At 68.5% G+C, this 530-nt stretch carries 2 protein-coding genes; both read left to right on the top strand.

Annotation, left to right across the window (positions count from 1 at the left end):
- On the top strand, positions 1-212 hold a 212-nt coding region (locus tag DEIPI_RS28435; protein WP_045233632.1), incomplete at its 5' end, for a GerMN domain-containing protein.
- A partial coding sequence (locus DEIPI_RS28430; RefSeq protein ID WP_045233631.1) for an AAA family ATPase occupies positions 209-530 on the top strand: 322 nt, incomplete at its 3' end. The genes DEIPI_RS28435 and DEIPI_RS28430, both read left to right, overlap by 4 nt.

Raw genomic sequence — 530 nt, 5'->3', positions numbered from 1 at the left:
ATCACTTCTTCGTGGATCTGCCGGAGTCGTACACGCGGCTGAATTACGGCGCGAGCGGTGAGCAGATGATCGTCTGCACGATCACGCAGACGCTGCTGGGCGTGCCGGGCGCGCGTGACGTGACGTTCCTGGTGGGTGGCCGCAACGCGGAGACGTTGCTGGGTCACTTCGATCTGAGCGTGCCGTACACGAAGGACGACTGCAAGCTGTGATCTCGGCGATCTCGCTGCGGGGCTTCAAGAGCTTCGCGGATCACGCGCGTCTGGAGTTCGGGCCGGGCATCACGGCGGTGATCGGCCCGAACGGAAGCGGCAAGAGCAACGTCGTGGAGGCGATCCGCTGGGTGACGCAGGGCGCGCGCGCGCGTGAGCTGCGTGCGGGCCGCGCGACGGAACTGGTCTTTCACGGTTCGTCGGGGCGGGCGCCGCTGGGGCTGGCGGAGGTGACGCTGGAACTCGAGGGGTTGCCGTCGGCGGGGCGGGTGTCGGTGTCGCGCCGCATCTACCGTGACGGCACGGCCGAGCAGGACC

Origin of the sequence: Deinococcus pimensis DSM 21231 (genome assembly GCF_000519345.1) — a bacterium.
Lineage (GTDB): Bacteria > Deinococcota > Deinococci > Deinococcales > Deinococcaceae > Deinococcus_A > Deinococcus_A pimensis.
This window is presented reverse-complemented; position numbering and strand designations above follow the sequence as displayed.